We start from the raw sequence: 17,859 nt of genomic DNA on the forward strand, positions 1-17,859 counted from the left end.
CACGCGGCACAAAGGCGTGCCGCAGTTGCGAGGATTGGCGTCAGGTCAAGGGATGGTCAAAGACCGTTATCGGGAGAAATATCGAGGAAAAAGCAAGATTTCGTGCAGCGTCGAACGAACGAAAAACGCCGCAAGCAAAGGCACATTGCGGCGTATCGAGTTGAAAAATCGAAATTTTAGGTGAATCGCAACGATCAGAACTTCGGCGCATCCTTCGGCGGGGTGTACGGCACTTTGCCATTGCCCAGGAACTGTCGATTCGTTGCCTCGGCCACGCGACCGCAGAGTTCGTCGCCGAGCTTGGCACGATCCGTTTTACATTGTTGACGCAGTTCCTTCAGCCGCCCTGGATTGGCTGCAAGGGACTCCACGGTATCAGGTGGTGGTGCTTTGCTGCACGCAGCCAACGCCACGATTAACGTACATAGCGTGATCTTGTTCATGGCTCGATTTCCTCCGAAGCATCGAGGTCGGGTAGTACGGCGGGCGTCTTCGCCGCAGGTGGTTCAAGGGTGCTGGTCCTCTCGATGAAACGAGCCAGTGCCTCTGAAGGCTCGTTGTCAAGACGCAGCAGGTACGTGACGAGCATAGGCGTCCGACCGGCCAGAGGCCGCGCCACGACACCCTGCTCACGACTGGCCGCGATTTGCGAAGCGCCAGCTAATCCCAAGGCGAAGCCCGCCGCCACCATCGCCATCATCAGATCACAAGATGCGACTCGTTCTGTAATCAGCGGCTCTTGATCGACCCGACGCAGCACCCGTTCAATCTGCCGTGCGTAGCCTTCGCACGCATGGGGATCTGCGAGCACCAGCGGATGATGCAGCACTTCCTCCAGCGGAATTCGCTTGTAGGTCAAGAGAGGATGACGAGCGGGCACGGCCACCATCAACGGATCGTCCCACACAGCCTCGGCAATAATGCCGTCGCCAACCTCTGCCGATCGAGAAAACCCAACGTCGTAAAGGTCGTCGTGAAGCCCTTTGATTTGCTGCGCAAACGAAACCTCAAAAAGGCGTATTTCGACCTCCGGTTCTTCTTCGCGGCACAGTGCCAGGAAGGTCGAGAAACGTGACGGCGAAATACCGTCCGAGAGCGCAACACGCAATTGGCTGTGAAAGCCGTTGGCGGCAGCCTTCACGCTGTCTCGCGCCTGTTGCAAGGCAGTGAAGACGCGCGGCACATTCTCCAGAAACAGCTTGCCAGCATGGGTCAGGCGGGTACTACGTGTGGTGCGCACAAAGAGCTGGGCACCCAAGTCTTCTTCCAGTTCCTTGATAGCCCGCGATAGAGGTGACTGCTCGATATGAAGTCGTTCAGCGGCCCGCGCGAAGTGAAGCTCCTCGGCTACGGCGATAAAGCATCGAAGATGTCGCAGCTCCATTGGCGGGCAACCTTGATTTATCTGGCCGAGGTGACTTGCTCTCTTCGGAAGACCAAGGCTAGGCCATGTGTTACGACTGAAGTCTGGATTTACGCGATGGTCGATAGTCGGGGACGAGATTTCACTGTCAGAGTCGTCAATATAAAGGCAGATACGGCGCACACTGCCACGCAAATAACTAGCGCTTTGGCAGTGCCATCAAAGAGCCTCCCTACAATAGCCATTGCAATAGCGCCAGAAACGATTTGCAGTGTGCCCATAAGCGCAGATGCCGCTCCCGCGATTTCGCCATGATCTTCCAGTGCAAGCACAGCAGTGGTGGGCAGGATGAGCCCTAAAAAGCTATACCCAACAAATAACATCGCGACTAGGACCGGAAGCGAATCGTGTCCCGCAAAATAAGCTCCGAGAAGAACCAACATCGTAAACGCGAAGCCAGTCGTCGCCAATCGGACAACAGAACCGAACCCATAACGCCGTGTCATTACGCCAGCAAGTTGTGACCCTCCGACGAGGGAGACGGCGTTGAGAGAAAACATAAGGCTATATCCGGTCGGACTTAAACCGTAGTGTCCAATCAATATGAAAGAAGAATTTGCGATGTATGCCAAGAAGCCGGCCATCCCAAAGGCTCCAATCATGGCGAGCCCAAGGAAATGTCTGTCGCGGAAAAGGACAACATAGCCACGTAATGATGAACCGATCGTACTGTTCACTCGGGCATGCTCGGGACGGGTTTCGTTTAGTGCAAATGCGACCAACAAAATCCCGAGTCCTGCAACAACAGCCATAACCCAGAAAACATCACGCCAGCCATGAGTTTTGACGATCAAACTACCTGCCAAGGGAGCGAGAACTGGTGAAACTGAGAAGACCATGATTAGCAGCCCCTGTAGTCGAGCTGCATCTGATCCAGTGTAGCAATCACGCACAATGGCACGAGGGATAGCCATTGCCGCGCAGGCACCTATTCCTTGGAAAAAGCGGGCGATGACTAACCACTCGATAGTCGGGGAGAGCGCGCAGCCCACAGCTCCGATTGAATAAAGAGCCATGCCGAAATACAGCGGAGGTTTTCGACCGATAGTGTCGCTGATCGGACCATAAAATAATTGGCAGATAGCAATTGCCGCCATAAAGCTTGTGAGGCTGGCCTGAACACTAGCCGTATTTGCTTCAAGGTCTGAGGCGATGGCGGGTAGCGACGGAAGGTACATATCAATCGCGAATGGTCCGAATGCCTGGAGAAGGCCTAGCACAAGTGCCGTGCGCAAGATGACAGAATTCATGTGGTATTTAGACCTTTTTCTAGTCAGCCACGTGCGCATCGGTATAGATGCCGGGCTTGGTCAGGTAGCCTTGACCGTCCGCCGACGGTCCGGCGGCCTCGGTGACGATCAGGTCGTGGCGGCCAACGTGGACGGGATCGAATAGTGTGCTCATGATGATTTTCTAGAGAGTCGAACGCGGTGCGCGTTTCTCGGCAAAACCAACCAGGTATGGGTCGTTCAGCGGAACACAGGGATCGTTCCCGACGCGGTGCGGCGATTGCCGGCCTCTTTCATCAGCTGGCCTAGTTCGGCGATACGGCGCTCGCCCTTTTCCAGCGCGTCGGACGAGGTATGTACCGAGTAATAGCCCATGTGCAGCTCGTACGGATGCGGTACCGCCGAAGCGAGCACGAACGCGGCATCCTGATTGCCCGTGGCTTCCAGGGTGATCGGGGTTTCGCCTGCCGCGAACACCACCATTTCGCCTGTGTTGACCGGCGCACCGGCGTCGAGCTTGCCCTTGGCTACCGCCAACCAGCCGACGCTGTGCCCGGCTGGCGGCTGATACGTCCAGTTCTCGCCGGGACGCAGGGTGACGAGCAGGTAGTTGATACCCTGCGGCGCAGGCACCGGGCTTTGCGCGCCATCGTAGTTGCCCACAATGACTCGTGCTGGTCCTACCTGCGGTGTGTGTTCGGCTTCGATGTAGCGGCTGTCCGGCTCGGCGTTTTCAAGGTCGGCGGGCAAAGCCAGCCATAGCTGGAAGCCGATGATGCGTGGCGAATCGGCAGCGGACAGCTCCTTGCCGTGCCAGATGCCATTGCCAGCGCGCGTCCATTCCACGCCACCATAGTTGAGAGTGCCGGACGTGTTGCTGATCGGATCGTCATAGCGGAAGCTGCCCTCGATCGGCACGGTCACGGTGGCGATGCCGGAGTGCGGGTGCAGCGGCATGTTCGCCATCGCCTGCATGGTCTCCCGCGTAGCTTCGAAAATGTCGAGGAACACAAAAGGCTTGACTACCTGGCCCAAGTCGGAGGGGCTCATCAGGCGGATGATCGGTCCGCCGTTGCCATGGCCGCGCGTTCGGTACGCGATGTTTCGCATGGTGGTTGCGGGTTGGCTGGAAAGAATTGCGCTCATCAGTAGTTACCTCCGATGTGGGGCAGGCTCGGGTTAGTCATCCGTGGTTTGGACGAGCTTCTTCCACGTACTGCTGCTCCTGATTTTCGTGTGCGTGCGCGTTACGCGGCGAGTTTCAGAATTGCAGCTTCGGCTGCATTGACGGCGGCGGTGCGACTGTCAGGACCGAGCGCCAGACCTTCAGCCCGCACAAACGTGATGTCTGTCACGCCAAGGAAACCGAAGAAACCGCGCAGGTACGTTTCCTGGTGTTCCAGGAATGCCTGCGGCGTACCTTCGCCGTACAGGCCGCCGCGCGTGGACGCAACGATGACGCGCTTGCTGCCAGCCAGCCCTTCGACGCCCTTTTCCGAGTAGCGGAAGGTCTTGCCCGGCACCGCGAGCCGGTCGAGCCAGGCGCGCAGTTGCGTGGGCAGCGTGAAGTTGTACATGGGCGCACCGATGACGATCACGTCGGCGGCGAGGAAGTCGTTCAGCAGCTTGGCATTGCGGGCCACCGCCTGCTTGATGGTCTCGTCCTGCGGCTCGGTACCCTGCAAGGCAAGAAATTCCGCACCGGACAGATGCCCCACCGGCTCGGTCACCAGATCGGTGTAGATGACCTGAGTGCCCGGCTTGGCGCTGGTCAGGTGCTTGACGATAGCGGCGGTGAGCTGGCGGCTGGTCGATTGGTCGCCCAGGATGCTGGCGTCAATGTGGAGGAGTTTCATGACTAGTCCCTTCGGTATAAGATGTGTACTGGAACTAGCAATGTAACTATGTACTCCAACAGGCACAATACGGCACAGAAATTGAACCGGGTAACATGAATGTGACTTTATAAGGCACGAGTTGTGCGAGCGCTGACTGAGGTCTTAACGAGCACTGGTTCACGGCGCTTGCACACGCTCGGGCGCTCATCGCAGCATGGCGACAGGACTACAACGAGCAAAGGCCGGACAGTTCACTGAACTATCTTTCGCCAGCAGAGTTTGCAGCGAAACATCGAACAACAACAGATGCTCCTGCCGCTTTCCAGAAGCTGGTTTAAAGGACTTTGCTAGAAACCTTTTGGTCCTATGGAAGGGGCAGGCCAGCTGAGCAGGCTTCTGACCTAGCCTAAACAGCGTCGTGCTACTTCAGGGTCGGAAACGGTACTTCTGCCTCCGACAAGACGCTAAGCGTCGTTTTCATCTCTAATTTTTCCGCGAACAGCGTGCAGCGTCGAGAGGCCGCGCGACGCCGTGACGTCACGGGTGGCTGCGGATAGAGACTTTGGTGATTTCTTCACTTCTGCGCCAGAGTTCTTCGGCGGATTGAGGATCAACCGCATAGGCTTGGACGCCAGTGCCGCGATTGGAGCGATCTTCGGTGGCCGGATCAGGGGAGTCGCCCTCCGGGAGTACGGGGGTGATATCGGAATCGGCGCAGAACACGCCACCTTTACCGTTGAGTTGCGGACTGACCGCACACCAGACATGCGTGGCGGCCCCCTGCGGCACCGATTTCAGGTCACGGGCCAGATCAACGACCGGCCGGCCATTAGCATCGACGAATCCGGTTTTTTTCAGCATTTCCACCCCGAGATGCGCGCCGAGATTCGTTCTCGCGATCCCGCCTGGATGGAGGGAGAACGCTCGAATGCCGTCGTCCTTACCTCGCCTGTCGAGGCCGACCGCGAAGAGGATGTTGGCCGTTTTCGACTGACCGTATGCTTTGAAAGCATCGTAGTTACGGCGCTCGAAATTTATGTCGTCGAAGACGACTGGCGAGAAGCGGTGCGCGGCGGACGAGACGGATACGACACGCGCGCCACCGGCTCGCTTTAGTGCCGGCCAAAGTCGCACAGCCAGCCGAAAATGGCCGAGGTGGTTGGTAGAAAACTGAAGCTCGTTGCCTTGCGCATCGCGCTTCAGCTCGGGCAGCGCCATGATGCCCGCGTTGTTGATGAGCAGATGAAGCGGCAGGCCTGTTTCAACGAAGTCGCGCGCGAACTCATCGATCGAGTGGGGATCTGTGAGATTCATCGGTTGAACTTCCATGCCGCCGCCTGCCTCGGCGATGGTTCTACGCGCACGTTCGACATCACGCGCCGGCACGATGATCCGAGCGCCCGCCGAAGCGAGCGTGCGTGCCGCTTCAAGTCCGAGGCCAGAATAGCCTCCCGTAACGATCGCTACCTTGCCGACCAGGTCGATGCCTTTGATGATGTCGATGGTCGTGGAAGCGCGGCTGAAGTTCGAACCGAGGGGGGTTTGTGTTGTGCTCATTGCTATATCCTTTTCCTGAATCGAAGTAAATTCGCGGCAATCTTGTGTATGGCTGATCTAAGTACCTGCATCCAACAATGTCGTCGTCGACGCGCACGGACTTCGTGCTCGACGCGCTGGAACAGGCGCTGTACGCGAGGAAGCCCGTCGGGCCCGATCGGCTGGTGCACCACAGCGACCGGGGTGTGCAATACGTCTCCATCCCCTACACCGAGCGACTGGCTGAAGCCGGGATCGAGCCGTCGGTGGGCAGCGTGGGCGACTCCTACGACAACGCGCTGGCGGAGATGATCAACGGGCTCTTCAAGGCCGAAGTGATCCATCGCCAGCCGTCCTGGCGCACGCGCGAGGACGTCGAATGGGCCACGTTGAAATGGGTCGACTGGTTCAACAACCGCCGCTTGCGGTCACCTAGGATGCTGGCGTCAATGTGGAGGAGTTTTATGACTAGTCCTTTCGGTATAAGATGTGTACTGGAACTAGCAATGTAACTATGTACTCCAACAGGCACAATACGGCACAGAAATTGAACCGGGTAACATGAATGTGACTAAATTCGATATGCACAGCACCAGCTGCCAAAAGAAATTCCCGCATGATTTGCACAGCACCGACTGTCAAAAGATGAGTCAGGTGCTGGCCCGTATCGGTGAGAAATGGAGTGTTCTCATCATCATGCTGCTCGCCGGGGGGCCGCACCGATTCACCGAAATCAAGCGTGCCATCAATGGTATTTCGCAGCGAATGCTGACGCTCTGCTTGCGCGGCCTGGAGCGAGATGGGCTTATCAAGCGCACGGTTCATGCGGTGATGCCGCCGCACGTGGAATACGAATTGACGCCACTCGGGCACTCCCTCACCAAATCAGTTATTGCGCTGGGAAGCTGGGCCAACGACCATATAGCCGATATTGATGCGGCCAGGCAGGCGTTTGATACGCGAGAAGGTGATGAAGACGTTGCGAAGCATAGGATCAAATAGTGGTACTGATTCAATCACTACCGGCCGGACCTACTGCCGATACGACTTGCACAAAAAATTCGGGCAAAAGGCGGACGCCGTTCCTGCACGTGGTTTACACAACCGAAGGTCCGCGCTGCCGCCCAATCTCCCAATACACGCCGCCGCTGCGCACCGTCGCGGCGAGTTGCTGTCCCAACCGTTGCTCGATTACCGGCTTCCACGGCACTAGCGAGAAGCCCATGCCATCATCGAGCATGGCGTAGCGCCCGCTGGCGAGCATGACGGAACGCCGGTAGATGCCTGCCACGCGTTGCCCGTCGGCTACGGGCCGATGCTCCAGGCGGGTTTCGGCGGCAATGTCCTTTGCGGTCTGCGCCAGCTCGCGCCCGCGTAGCGTCGCCAGCAGGTTGCGCGCGAGCACGACACGCTGCCGGTGATGTTCGGCCAAGCCCTGTTCGGCCAGAAAGTCGGCGCGCTGGCGTAGCGCGTCCTTCACCTCGGCCCCAAAGCCTACGTCGCCCAGCCCCTTGCCGCCGCCGATCAACTGCTGGTCGAGCCAGGTGGCCCCGATCACGCGGGCCTGTCGCTCGATAGGCAGGTGCGATTTCAGTTCGACCGCCACGCCGCCGCCGAGGCGCTGTGCGTCGTACTGGCGGCCCCGCTCGGCCAGATCATCAGGGACGCGCCAAACGCCATCGGTTTCGCGCTCCACGATGCCGGCACGGCGCAGGGCTTCGAGCCGGCGGACATGCGCCGCCACCACTTCGCGCGGATCGCGGTCGGGCGTGGCCTGACCTTGGGCGAGCGCAATGTGATGATTGGTGCGGTACACGCCATCGACGGCCAGCGCGGCGATGTTGCGGTCGGCGGCGCGCACGGCGGCTGCGCCTTTCACTTCGACCACGGCGCCGGCCGGGTACTGCTCCAGCTCGGCACGCGGCGGCAGCGCAACGTAGTGCGCCTTGCCGTCCGTGCCATCGACGATCAGATAGCCCTTGTCGTACAACTCATCGGTCAACCCCTTGCCGACGACGCGGCCAACGACGGCGCGGCCATCCTCGCCGGGCTGGAACACGGCTAATTCGCGTTGCTGGCCGCTCATGGCGCGCTGCATCGTGCGGATGATGTCGCCGCGCTCGCCCATTGCCCGCAGGGTCGGCTCGGCGTCGGCATGGACGGCCCACACGCCGGGCTGCGGCTCGGACGCCAGCCCCATGCGCTGCAAGTGTTGCAGGCGGCCGATCAGCACTTGCCGCTGCCGTTGCAACCGGGGTTCGGCGAAGCGTTCGACGCGCACCAGGCCATCGTCCCCGGCCTCGCGCTGCAAGGTGCGATCCAGGCCCGTCCACCGCTCTTGATCGACTTCACGCTGCATGGCGCGCTGTATCTCCAGTTCGGTGCGCGGCCCCAGCCATTCGGTTGCCAGTTCCGACGCCCGATGGCGCATCCCCTCGGCGATGTAGTCGCGCGAAATGATGAGGTCTTTGCCGGTGTCGTCCTTGCCGCGCAGGACGACGTGCGTATGCGGGTTATCCGTGTTCCAGTGATCGACAGCCACCCATTCCAGCCGCGTGCCCAAGTCGGCCTCCATGCGCGCCATCAGGTGCCGGGTGTAAGTGCGCAGGTCGTCGAGCTGTTCGGCATCCTCCGGCGAGACGATGAACCGGAACTGGTGCCGATCCTCGCGCCCGCGCTCCTCGAACGCCTTGGTGTCCGCCTCGTCGGTCGCCGGCCCGTAGGCATGGCCCGGCCCACCTTGGCGATCGACACCTTCGCGCTCGATGTAGCGCAGGTGCGCGGCGGTCGAGCGCGGCCCGGCCTTCGCCAGATTCACCAGCCGGGCCTTGATCGTCACGCGCCGCGCAGTCGGCCCCAATCTTTGTCCTGCGAAGCGTGTCGCAACGTGGCCGCGGCCGAGCCGGGAACCGGGTCGCTGCCCGACCTTGCCTGCTGCCTTACCGAGCTTCGCGCCGGCCTTGTTGGCCTGCCGCAGCACCTTGTTGATGTAGGCGTCGCCGCGCTGTTTCGGCGCACCAGGACGGACGCGGAAGTGGTCGTCGTTGCGCTGGCTCATGGTGTGGCTCCATCCAAGACCGGCGCAGCCCAGCGGACGAGGCACGCAGCTTCGCCAATGCCAATGCGGCATGGTGCACCTTCGCGGCACGCTGCCACCCCTGAGCGCGTGCCGCGCTCCCCCCATGTGCAGACAAGGTTTTCAAGCGGCCATGTGCCGCGACCTTTTATCTTGCCTTCCGCCTTTGCCTTTCGCTGCCGCTCCAGGCATCGGCGGCCCGGCGGCGCTGCGCTGCTCGCAGCCAGCACGCCGGGGAACGCGTCCACGACCATCGGTCGGGCGCGTTCAAGGCAAGATGTCTGCACGGGGGAAAGCGTCGCCGGATGTTGCGCGACATGCAGCGCGGATGCGCTCGCACGACACGCGCGACGACACAGCGACGGCCAGCGGAAGTACACGCCGGATGGCACGATGAAGCACAGCGAATCGGCGGCCATCATTGGCGTGTCTCCAGCCAGACCGGATGCGCAACACCGATCACCGTGTTTGCATTGACCGGGCCGAAATACCGGCTGTCGAACGACGCCGGATTGGTCGTGCTCAACAGGAAAAGCTCGCCTGGTTCGAGGCGGCGACACTGCGGCCACGATGGCAGCGGTCGACCCAGTCGGTCGGCACGCAGCACGGCGGCCGAAGGCACGCCGTCGATGCGGACGATGCCGCCCGAAATGCACACCTGCTGCGGCGCGATGGCGGCCACGGGTTTGAGCAGCGGAACACCTGCCGGCAGGTAGCCGCGCTGCGCAGCCAGCGCGGCAGCCGTGGCCGGCAGCGGCACCAGCACGATGCTGTCCACGAACAACGGACGTGGCAGCGAGTCGGTGCGCGGGTCGATGCGATACCAGCCGACCGCCACGCTGTCGGACGGGTTGTAGGTCAGGCGCGGTAGCGGCCGCATGTTGGCAGGCAGGAAGGACGCCCAGGCCAGCGCAGCGAAGCCGACGGCGGCCAGCGTCGCCACGACGATGCGAACGCGACCGCGCGAGCGGGAAAGTGGCGGAACGATGGGCGCGTTGGCCGTGGTGTTCGGGGCTGTCATGGCAGCGCCCTCCCGGCCAGCCAGGCGACGTGCCGCTCGGCGGTGTATGCCGGCAGCGGCAAGCGTGCAGCGAGCCGGTTGCCGAGCGTGCGCCAGTACGCGGGCGAGACGTCGGCGGGCGCGATGCGCTGCGCCTCGATGGCGTCAAGCTGCGCCAGCACGGCGCGCACGGCGGGTTCACCCTCGGCGTGCAGCAGCAGGCGTGCCCCCGGCAACACGCCGGAGATGCGCTGCGCCGCGTCCAGTGGCGTGCAGGCCTGCATCACCATGAGCTGCCAGCGAATCGTGCCGTAGTCGTTCGCCTGCCAGTGGATGCGGCAGAACATCGCACGCGGCAGGAACACCGCGACGCGACGCCAGCGGTCGAGCCGGATGGTGCGCGTCGGTTCGCCGAAGCGCAGATACACGTCGATGCGCTGCTCGATGTAGGCGAGCGAAACGCACGTCAGCGGCGTGATGCCGGCTCGGCCGGCAAGCACCGCAAGTGATGGCGGCGGCGCAGCCGTAGCTGCCAAAGCGGATGCTTTCATGGCAGGTTCTCCGTGCGTTTTTCGGGAAACTCGCGTTGCAGCAGCGCGCGCAGCAGTTCGGCCACGGTCACGCCTTGCGTGAAGGCCGACACCTTGATGCGCGCCCGCATCGCGGGCGTAATGTCGAGAGTCAGGCGCGCGGTGTAGAGGTCGCCTTTCTGGATGCCGTCGGCATCACCCTGGCGAACCCATGCCTCGGCGTGCGGGTTCGCCGGTGGACGTGCGCCGATGCCGACACGCTTGCCCGCCCGCTTGCTGATCGGCTGGCTCATGTCGGCCACCGCAGCAGTTCGTCAGTCAGCGCGGCGATCTCGCGGGTGGCGGCGCTGTCCGGTGCCGTCTCGCGGGCGAGCCGGCCAGCGGCCACGCTGTCGGCAAACACGATGCGTTGATGCATTTCCGAGCGCAGCGCCGGCAGCGGTTGTTCGGCGAGCGCGTTGCGTGCCTCGCGGCCGATGATGGTGGTGCTGACGCGCCGGTTGACGACGAAGGCCGCGCGCAGCGCGGGTCGGAACACCTGCGCTTCGCGGATCAGCGCCACCATCTCGGACGAGGCCCACAAATCGTAGGGACTCGGCTGCACGGGAATCAGCACGCGCTCGGCCGCCAACAGCGCGGAGCGCGCCAGGGCGGCGATGCGCGGCGGGCCGTCGATGACGACGTGATCGGCGCGACGGGCCAGCTCCGGTGCTTCCTGATGCAGCGTCTCGCGGGCGAGGCCCACGGCGCTGAACAGGCGCGGCAAGCCCTCCTGGGCGCGTCGCTGCGTCCAGTCCAGCGCTGAACCTTGCGGATCAGCGTCGAGCAGGATGACCGATTGCCCGCGCATCGCCAGCTCGCCGGCAACGTGAGTGGCGAGCGTGGTCTTGCCGACGCCGCCTTTCTGGTTGAGGAAGGCAACGATCATGGCGCGGCCCTCTGTACGGAACGGCCGGGCTGTTGCGGCTGTGTTGCGTGCCGTTGGGCGGTTGTCCACCGAAGCGGCGCGCTCCTACCAAAAGTTAGAGCTTTTAAGTTAGGTAAGTTAGAGGACGTTGAAACCCGCGCCGTTATTGGCTTTGCGGCGTTTTCGTACTCCTGATAGCACGATAGGCGTACTCCTGATAGCACGATACCCGCTACTCCTGATAGCACGAGGCCGTCCACACGTTGTCCCCGAGTTATCCCCGTGCCGTGGCCGGCACGGGCCGGAAAGTCAACAGCTCGGTTCCGTCGTCCGGCATCCGCTCGATGTCCAGGACGTAGCCCGGCAGTGACTGCCGCGCCGCCAGGGCGCGCAGGTCGTAGGCGAAGTCCGAGAAGCGAGCGGCGCTGCCAGACTTGCGATGCAGGTGCCGGAAATCGAATTGCCAGCCATGCTCCTGCCGCCCGGCGTGCTTGCGCACCAGTCGGTACAGCCACCGCTCGATGCCGCCCGTGAGCCGGAAATACGCCGGGTCGATGGTCAGCACCAGGGCGGCATCGAGCACGCCGGCATAGAACCAGTCCGGCAGGATCAGCTCGACGCCCAACGGCGTGCCGCGGGCGTCGGCCAGCTCCTTCCACTCGTTGATCCACGAGAAGCGATGCAGCCGCCGCCCGGTTGTCTCGCGGATGGACGTTGCCACGCTGGTCGATTGCAACCTGTCGAGCGCGGCTTTCAGGCGCAGATAGTCGTTGAGCGACGTACCGCGCCCGATGAAGCGCAGGATCTCGTAGGGCGTCGCATGTATCCAGCGCGACGGGCGCAGGCCCGCGTCGCGCGCCTCCATGATCTGCGAGGCGGCCCATATCAGCACGTCCGCATCCCAGATCGTGGCGATACCGTGCTCCTGTGTGCCCTCCACGCGGATCGTGATGTTGCCGCTCCTGAAGTCGATCGGCGCGATGCGCCGCGACTTTGCCAGCGAGAAGAACGGAAAGGCCATCAAGTCCTGGCTGTCGCGCGGCACCATGCCGTCTCCCGGTAGTGCGCGGAACAGGTCGAGCTGTTCCCGCTTCCCCGATGGGCTGGACATGGCGACGGCCACCGGCGAGCCACCGATCAGCGCGCACGGCTGTCGGCCGAATGGTGTTCGGCGTATTCGGGATCGGACGTGGTTTCGTAGCTGCGCTGGTCGGCCCAGGCATCGAGGTCGGCCATCGCGTACATGACGCGGCGGCCGAACTTGCGAAACTTCGGCCCGTTGCCGATCACGCGCTGTTTTTCGAGCGTGCGCGGCGACAGCCGCAGGTATTCGGCGGCTTCGTCGTTAGTGAGGTAGCGTTGCGGCTGGGGTGTCGTGGCGACGGCAGCGGCGGCAGGCCGCAAGGGAGCGGGACGCATGGGGTGAACCTCCATCGGTCGGGAACGCCCGGCCACACAACGCGACCGGATGGAGACAGTCTTGGGAAAACCATGCGTTGCGCAGAGGGTCGTTTTACTACGCAGGCAAAACGACCCTGTGGCGGTCAGGCGATCTGTGCCTGGCCGCGATAGCCGCCGCGCATCAGCGCCTGGCCGCGCCGAACGAGGCGGCGCACGCGCGAGCGCAGGCCGCCGTCGGTGTACCAGCCGGCGGCCGCGGCCTCGGCGCCGAACAGTCCGACAGCGATCTCGCGCAAGGACGCGCCCGCGAGGGCCGCGTCGAGCGCCTGCAAGGTGTGCAGTTCCAGCAGCGCAGCAGGCGTGGGCCGGGAACGGGCCGCCGCAGGCGCGGCTCCGTCCGCAGTCGCCAGCTTGTCCAGCGCGGCCGTGACCGTGCGATAGGTTGCGCACGGCGCGGCGCAAGCACGGACAGCGTAGAGGTAGGCCATACCATCGGCCAGCCCCGGCGCGAGTGCGAGTCGCACGCAGCAGCCGGGCCAGTCTGCGGTCAGCACCAGGCGCTTGCCGTCGTGGATCAGGTGCTTGTGGCCGGGGATACGCCAGAACGCGAAAGCGTCAGCCTCCGGCGGCGGATCGGCATCGGGATAGAGCTGGAGCACGCCAGCGGGATCTGGGAACCAGTCTGGATGCGCGTCGCGCGCATCCAGCGCCGGGTCTTCCAGCATACGCAAACCCCAGGCGTGCGCCGCTTCCGGCTGGCGGCGACGGCGCAGCCAGTCGCGCCGGTAGTCGGGATGGCGGCGCAGGTACTCCCATGCCAGTGCCGGACCGTCCAGATGCAGCACGTACAGGTACGCTGCGGTGGGATACCAGGCATCGGTGCTTCGATCGGCCATGACGTTACCTCCTGTCAAGCAGGCACGTCGCCACGGGCGTCGGTCATGGGAGCTACGGCATCAACAACATCAAAGCGCCATCCATCAGGCGTAAACTCAAGCTGTAACGAGGGGTGTCAAGACCGATTGGCTCCGAAGCCTTACACGGAACGTCCGGGTGCGGCGGCTACGCCGCACGCAAATGGCGCGCAGCACCGGACACCCTGCCGCAAATCGCGCTGTGTATCCGGTCTCTTTCGGTCAGGCTCGCACTTGCCTGGTGCAAGAGTGCCGATCCAGACCGTGACCGTCTGGAACCAGACCGAGAAAGACATAATGCGCTCTGGTCAGTCGGGGATGGAGCCGTCTCGCTGCGCGAGCCGGACGTATTCCGATAGCGGCCGCGCCGCATGGAAATACACATCGCGCAGGACGGGCCGCCGCTGCGGCCCGACGATGCCGGCCAGGTCGGACAGCTTGACCGTCCCCAACGCCGGCATCCCGATGCCGAGGTCGATCAATCCCCAGGCGGTATCGCCGTCTGCCGGATCGAGCGCGGCCAGCAGCCAGATGGCGTGCGCGTCCGGGGTGAACAACCGCACCACGGGCATCGGGTCGATGCCTTGTCCGGCGGCGCGTGCCGCGCCGTTGGCGAGCAGTTGCGCGCGTTCGTCGTCAGTGGTCAACGGCTGGGTCACGGTCAGGAATTCCGTAAAGCCAAGATTGCACGGACACGTTTTGCGCCGAAGCACGGAACCGCGAAGCCGGGTTCGTGCTTTCGTGTAGAAGCACGGATGCGCAAGCCATCGAATCCGTACAAGCACGGAAACACGAAAGCGGAATCGTGTATGTCTGGAAAGGCACAGATGCGGCTTCCCGATTCTGTCGGAATCCGCCGATGCGGATTTCCTCAAAAGCACGAATACGGAAATCAACATCGCCAAATGAACACTATAGATTGTAGCCCTATAGGGCGCAATCGGATGTCATCTTGGTTTTTGAAGGGAAACCATAGGTGGCGGCAAAGCACTCACTAGCGACGGCGATACGGACGGTCAGGAAAGCGCGCGGCTTGAGCCAGGAAGCGTTCTCCGACGTGTCCAGCCGCACCTATATGAGCACGCTGGAGCGCGACCTGAAAAGCCCGACCCTGCACAAACTGACCGAGCTGTGCGAGGTCATGGAAGTGCATCCGCTGACGTTGCTGACGCTGGCTTACGCGGGCGATAACCCGCGCAAGGCCGAGCAGCTTCTGGCGCAGGTGCGCCAGGAGCTTGAGGCGGTCGTGAAGGAACGCGACGCGCCGTAGGCGCGTGCGTGACGTGCTGCGCCAGCAGCACGACGCCCTGCCACAATGGGCGGGGCGCGGTGGGCGGCGGTCAGTCCGCCGCCTGCGGCTTGCTGCGCGACCAGATCAGGTCGTGTGTGCCGTCCTCGCTCTCGATCAGGCGGGCATAGACCGTCGCCGGGAACGAAGGATCGTCGAGGGTCACGGACACGTAGGGCCGTTCGGCCTTGCTGACTTTCTTCCACGCCGCGCCGATGTCGTGGCTCGCCGCCTGCACGCGGAAGTCGGGGGCGTTCTCGTTGTCGCCCTTGTCATTGGGAACCAGCTTGACCTTGACGTTGAGCGTCAGGGTGCGGAGCGTGCCGGTGAAGCCGTCTTTCTCTGCGGTGAAGGTGCCGATGTTAGCCATGATGTTTCTCCTTTCGGGTTGAACAAGGTCGCGCCATTGCGTCCTTGTTGTGAACCGGCCGGCGGGGGATGGGCGGGCTGCATCGCGCAGCGGGCGCAACAGCGTGGAGCACCTGGAAGCGAAAACAATTTGTCCCGCGAGGAAGCCGCATAGCGGCGGGGAAATTGTTTTCGCTGGAAGGTTGCCGCCATGAAGCCCAAGGCGCAGCCGTGCCCTCGCCAGGATTCACGACAAGTCAAGGACGCAGTGGTCGCCCGCTCCCGAAAGGAGATATGGCCGACCTCGGCATCTGCGCATGACGGCTGCACCGGTTCGTGCCCTGATGCGGGCAGGGCCAACACCAACGACAAAGACGAGACTGCCCCTGCCGCCGCAGGCGGCCTCGTGCATGAGGCGTGGCGTGGAAGCTCCATAGGCAAGGCCGAACGGCGTGTCGGTGAACCGTCCTTCGTGACGGACAGGCGAACCACCAGCGTCGGGGACGGCACGCTTTGGCACAACCTGCCGCAGCAAGCCGGGGCGTAGCCCCACAAGCCCGCCCATTGCGGCGGAGTGCTCACCGAAATCGAATATTCGGACTCTATAGTGGTCTCTGCCCCTGGAGTGCAGCAATCGCTTGCGGAGCGATTGATGATCCGTAAGCACTTAGTGGCCATTGCCTCGAAGTGGACGCCCGAGCGCTGCGTCCACTTCGGTAAGAAACCTGCGGGAATCGAGGGTCGTCGTCGCGAAATCAGTCTTTATACCGTTGCGAATGCCAACCGCGGGCCGTTATACATTACTCTTTAATCGTTGGACAACCTATTACTTCGGACAACGGTGGTGCCTCGTGCTCGAGGGCAACGCTCAACCCAATACCGCCACTCTTTCGAGAACGATATGGATGCGCAACAGCCAACCAACTCAATGTTTCTCTATAGATTTAGAACCGTGGACAATCTGATAGGCGAACGGAGGGAATTGCATGATCAATATATTTTCTTTGCGTCGCCGGATCAACTTAATGACCCACTCGAAGGCCACATCAATTTGCACTGGCAGGGTGATGCGATAGTCTGGCGAAATCTTTTTAAGAATTATCTTTTTTGTGTTGCATTTGTATTCGGTCTATGGTCGATATTTAAGTCCGACAGAAAGATTGGCCCTGGCGACATTCCTGTTAAAGACCCTTTAATAGCAGGTCGGCATGAAAATCACGATGAACTCGAAAGGGACTTCTTTGGAAATCCCACCATTGCCGCATTCATTGATCGGATCATCAACTCCAAGCATCGCATCGGGCGAGTTGAACTCACCGCACATCTTCGATCAATGCATTATTTCGTGGTGTTTCTCATATATGAGAATTTTCGACATCACCATGAAATGAAAAATCCGGGTACGACTACCGATATTTCATCAGGCACAACCGCTGAATTAGAGAGGATCGAGTCCGCAATAAAGATTTTTGATGTGCTTGAGAAGACGCTTGCTAACTCCCCAGAAAAAATCGAGGCGGAGTATTCGAACTTCCTGAGCACACAAGAAGACACTGATTTATTAAATTATTATGCCAACGCTCTTGACCTGAACGACGCGAATCGCATTTTCATCTTCAACGACTTTTGCTCTGCATACGTTCGGCAACTCAACACGATCATGCATGTGCCGTGGCACGCCGCATGTTTTATGGAAAAATGCGACGCCCCTTCAATGTGGGCCTATTATGGCGACAATCACAAAGGTATATGCCTAAAGTACCGAACTGAAAAGGATGAACACGGACCTTATATCAATCTCAATACGATAGCAGGTTGGAATGCGCAGGGTAGTTTTCGCTCAATGCGAAAGCACCATTTCAAGCCTGTCATTTATCGGGCCGAACACGCAACCTTGAATTTCTTCGAATCGCTCGGCGCTGTACCAACCCCTAAAATAAACGCTCAATGGTATAAGGGCGAAAACGGGCAGATCAGCTCTCTGCTGATCCGCGACGAAGAGGGGCGTAAGGCATGGAGAGAAAAATATTGGGAGCAATACCTAATTTCGGCAACAACCAAGACCAAAACTTGGGAAGCCGAACAAGAACAGCGTCTAGTGCTGTATTCGATGTTATCGGATCTGAGTGCCGAGGACCGTAGGTTGGATTACGAATTTTCGGCGCTTGAAGCAGTCATTTTTGGCGTGCGTGTAACGACAGAGCAAAAAATCGCCGTCATCCGCGTTATAGAAGAACTTTGTCGTAAGCATGGTAGAAGGGAATTTAAATTTTTTCAGGCGTATTTCTCAAGCAATCAAAATGAGGTGAAATTTACGGAGATGCGCGTCACCGAAACGATCTTGAAGGAATGACAGCGTTAGCCAGTTT

Annotated in this window: 20 protein-coding genes and 3 pseudogenes; 5 read left to right on the forward strand and 18 right to left on the reverse strand. The window is 61.2% G+C overall.

Annotated features, from left to right (window positions below; all coding sequences use genetic code 11):
* Positions 1-194: 194 nt before the first annotated feature.
* From F3J18_RS06060 to F3J18_RS06085, 6 genes and pseudogenes are all read right to left on the reverse strand, one after another.
* Positions 195-443 carry an EexN family lipoprotein gene (locus F3J18_RS06060; RefSeq protein WP_166911946.1) on the reverse strand — a complete coding sequence of 83 codons (249 nt, stop codon included), beginning with the start codon at positions 441-443 and terminating at the stop codon, positions 195-197.
* Positions 440-1,384 (reverse strand): LysR substrate-binding domain-containing protein, encoded by a 945-nt coding sequence (locus tag F3J18_RS06065; RefSeq protein WP_013698454.1) that lies wholly within the window; start codon positions 1,382-1,384, stop codon positions 440-442. Before F3J18_RS06065 ends, F3J18_RS06060 begins: the two co-directional genes overlap by 4 nt.
* Positions 1,385-1,473: 89 nt before the next feature.
* Positions 1,474-2,712: a multidrug effflux MFS transporter gene (locus F3J18_RS06070; RefSeq protein WP_345891697.1), complete on the reverse strand. Its 1,239-nt coding sequence runs from the start codon at positions 2,710-2,712 to the stop codon at positions 1,474-1,476.
* Positions 2,699-2,827 (reverse strand): annotated as a pseudogene (locus F3J18_RS06075) (alkene reductase); the annotation flags it as partial. The gene F3J18_RS06070 and the pseudogene F3J18_RS06075, both read right to left, overlap by 14 nt.
* Before the next feature lie 65 nt (positions 2,828-2,892).
* Entirely contained in the window at positions 2,893-3,798 is a 906-nt protein-coding gene (locus F3J18_RS06080; protein WP_166911947.1) for a pirin family protein, read from the reverse strand.
* Between the two features lie 101 nt (positions 3,799-3,899).
* Positions 3,900-4,508: an FMN-dependent NADH-azoreductase gene (locus F3J18_RS06085; protein WP_166911949.1), complete on the reverse strand. Its 609-nt coding sequence runs from the start codon at positions 4,506-4,508 to the stop codon at positions 3,900-3,902.
* 143 nt (positions 4,509-4,651) lie between these two features.
* On the opposite strand from F3J18_RS06085, the pseudogene F3J18_RS06090 reads away from it, so the two are divergent.
* Positions 4,652-4,828, forward strand: a pseudogene (locus F3J18_RS06090) (integrase core domain-containing protein); the annotation flags it as partial.
* 199 nt (positions 4,829-5,027) lie between these two features.
* Here F3J18_RS06090 and F3J18_RS06095 read toward each other — a convergent pair.
* Positions 5,028-6,047 carry an SDR family NAD(P)-dependent oxidoreductase gene (locus F3J18_RS06095; RefSeq protein WP_166911951.1) on the reverse strand — a complete coding sequence of 340 codons (1,020 nt, stop codon included), beginning with the start codon at positions 6,045-6,047 and terminating at the stop codon, positions 5,028-5,030.
* Positions 6,048-6,124: 77 nt separating this feature from the next.
* Here F3J18_RS06095 and F3J18_RS06100 point away from each other — a divergent pair.
* Together F3J18_RS06100 and F3J18_RS06105 are read left to right on the forward strand one after the other, a co-directional pair.
* Positions 6,125-6,451, forward strand: a pseudogene (locus F3J18_RS06100) (DDE-type integrase/transposase/recombinase); the annotation flags it as partial.
* 136 nt (positions 6,452-6,587) lie between these two features.
* On the forward strand, positions 6,588-7,028 hold the full coding sequence (locus tag F3J18_RS06105) for a helix-turn-helix domain-containing protein (protein WP_205195319.1): 441 nt from the start codon (positions 6,588-6,590) through the stop codon (positions 7,026-7,028).
* 94 nt (positions 7,029-7,122) lie between these two features.
* On the opposite strand, the gene F3J18_RS06110 is transcribed toward F3J18_RS06105, so the two are convergent.
* From F3J18_RS06110 to F3J18_RS06160, 10 genes are all read right to left on the reverse strand, one after another.
* Entirely contained in the window at positions 7,123-9,084 is a 1,962-nt protein-coding gene (locus tag F3J18_RS06110) for a relaxase/mobilization nuclease and DUF3363 domain-containing protein (protein WP_166911953.1), read from the reverse strand.
* The gene (locus tag F3J18_RS06115; protein ID WP_166911955.1) at positions 9,081-9,524 is read right to left on the reverse strand and encodes a hypothetical protein; all 444 of its coding nucleotides are present in this window, start codon (positions 9,522-9,524) and stop codon (positions 9,081-9,083) included. Before F3J18_RS06115 ends, F3J18_RS06110 begins: the two co-directional genes overlap by 4 nt.
* A complete protein-coding gene (locus F3J18_RS06120) occupies positions 9,521-10,123 on the reverse strand; it encodes a S26 family signal peptidase (RefSeq protein ID WP_166911957.1) in 603 nt (200 codons plus the stop codon). Before F3J18_RS06120 ends, F3J18_RS06115 begins: the two co-directional genes overlap by 4 nt.
* A complete protein-coding gene (locus F3J18_RS06125) occupies positions 10,120-10,653 on the reverse strand; it encodes a DUF2840 domain-containing protein (protein WP_166911958.1) in 534 nt (177 codons plus the stop codon). The genes F3J18_RS06120 and F3J18_RS06125 overlap by 4 nt, the downstream gene beginning before the upstream one ends.
* A complete protein-coding gene (locus F3J18_RS06130; protein WP_013698465.1) occupies positions 10,650-10,925 on the reverse strand; it encodes a hypothetical protein in 276 nt (91 codons plus the stop codon). The genes F3J18_RS06125 and F3J18_RS06130 overlap by 4 nt, the downstream gene beginning before the upstream one ends.
* Positions 10,922-11,560 carry a ParA family partition ATPase gene (parA, locus tag F3J18_RS06135; protein WP_166911960.1) on the reverse strand — a complete coding sequence of 213 codons (639 nt, stop codon included), beginning with the start codon at positions 11,558-11,560 and terminating at the stop codon, positions 10,922-10,924. Before parA ends, F3J18_RS06130 begins: the two co-directional genes overlap by 4 nt.
* 253 nt (positions 11,561-11,813) lie before the next feature.
* A complete protein-coding gene (locus F3J18_RS06145) occupies positions 11,814-12,650 on the reverse strand; it encodes a replication initiator protein A (RefSeq protein ID WP_205195321.1) in 837 nt (278 codons plus the stop codon).
* Between the two features lie 26 nt (positions 12,651-12,676).
* Positions 12,677-12,958: a helix-turn-helix domain-containing protein gene (locus F3J18_RS06150; RefSeq protein WP_166911964.1), complete on the reverse strand. Its 282-nt coding sequence runs from the start codon at positions 12,956-12,958 to the stop codon at positions 12,677-12,679.
* A 125-nt stretch (positions 12,959-13,083) separates the two neighbouring features.
* A complete protein-coding gene (locus F3J18_RS06155) occupies positions 13,084-13,836 on the reverse strand; it encodes a DUF2285 domain-containing protein (protein ID WP_166911966.1) in 753 nt (250 codons plus the stop codon).
* A gap of 326 nt (positions 13,837-14,162) precedes the next feature.
* A complete protein-coding gene (locus tag F3J18_RS06160) occupies positions 14,163-14,513 on the reverse strand; it encodes a DUF2958 domain-containing protein (protein ID WP_166911967.1) in 351 nt (116 codons plus the stop codon).
* A gap of 317 nt (positions 14,514-14,830) precedes the next feature.
* Here F3J18_RS06160 and F3J18_RS06165 point away from each other — a divergent pair, with 317 nt between their 5' ends.
* Positions 14,831-15,124, forward strand: coding sequence for a helix-turn-helix transcriptional regulator (locus F3J18_RS06165; RefSeq protein ID WP_166911969.1), 294 nt, complete (start codon positions 14,831-14,833; stop codon positions 15,122-15,124).
* A gap of 70 nt (positions 15,125-15,194) precedes the next feature.
* Here the strand turns inward: F3J18_RS06165 and F3J18_RS06170 are convergent, their stop codons facing one another.
* On the reverse strand, positions 15,195-15,512 hold the full coding sequence (locus tag F3J18_RS06170; RefSeq protein WP_166911971.1) for a DUF736 domain-containing protein: 318 nt from the start codon (positions 15,510-15,512) through the stop codon (positions 15,195-15,197).
* An 879-nt stretch (positions 15,513-16,391) separates the two neighbouring features.
* On the opposite strand from F3J18_RS06170, the gene F3J18_RS06175 reads away from it, so the two are divergent.
* Positions 16,392-17,843, forward strand: coding sequence for a DUF2971 domain-containing protein (locus tag F3J18_RS06175; protein WP_166911972.1), 1,452 nt, complete (start codon positions 16,392-16,394; stop codon positions 17,841-17,843).
* Positions 17,844-17,859: the final 16 nt, after the last annotated feature.

It is taken from the genome of Burkholderia sp. Ax-1720, assembly GCF_011753035.1.
Classification (GTDB): Bacteria; Pseudomonadota; Gammaproteobacteria; order Burkholderiales; family Burkholderiaceae; genus Burkholderia; species Burkholderia gladioli.